The organism is Mesorhizobium sp. 01N446 (genome assembly GCF_056399285.1).
In genome coordinates this window covers 1-750 of record NZ_JBFTRA010000033.1, presented here as the reverse complement: position 1 = coordinate 750, position 750 = coordinate 1, and the positions used below count along the sequence as shown (strand labels likewise).

1 protein-coding gene is annotated in these 750 nt (G+C 66.1%); it reads right to left on the bottom strand.

From position 1 onward, the window contains the following. On the bottom strand, positions 1-750 hold a 750-nt coding region (locus AC1DPX_RS35080), incomplete at both ends, for a two-partner secretion domain-containing protein (protein ID WP_477242594.1).

Sequence of the window (750 nt, the reverse complement as noted above, 5' to 3'; positions counted from 1 at the left end):
GTGCCGCCGCCGTCCTTGCCCGAGGCATCGACCTTGGCTGCCTTGAGCTTCAGCTTGCGGCCGGTCACCGTGACCTTGCCGCCCTTGCCGCCGGCCTTGGCCGAAGCATCGAGCGTGCCGGAGACTTCGACCGAGCCATCGCCGCCGCCGAGCACGATGGCGCCGGATTGACCGGACACCGTGCGCGCCTCGATGACACCGGACATGTTGACCGCTTGGCGGGCGGCATCGCGCACCGCCGCCGCCTTGAGCTCGACCGTCCCGCCATCGGCGCTGATCTTACCGGAATTGCTGACCAGCGCGTTGCTGCCATCCGCCTTGGTCGGTACCGAGACCTGCAAGAAGCCGTCGCCGGAAAGGTCGAGCGTTGCCTTCTCGCCCGAACCCAGCCCGACCTTGCCCAATGGCACGCTGATCGAGCCGGCATTGTCCACGCTGCCGCCGATCAGTGCGGCATAGCCGCCGCGGCCGATCGAGACGGAGCCTTCGTTTGAAACAGAAGCCGAGGCGCCCTTGCCCTGGAACGTCAGCTTGCCCGCCTTGAAGTCATCATCGCTGATGTCGAGCGAGGAGCCGACGAAGCCGGCGGCACTGACCTTGCCGGTCTTGGAGATGGCGATGCCGTTGGGGTTGACGAGAAACACCTGGCCATTGGCGTTGAGCTGGCCCGCTATGGTCGATTTGGTACCACCGGTGACGCGGTTGAGCATCGTCGAGGACGATGTCGGCTGGTCGATGTTGACCGTCGCG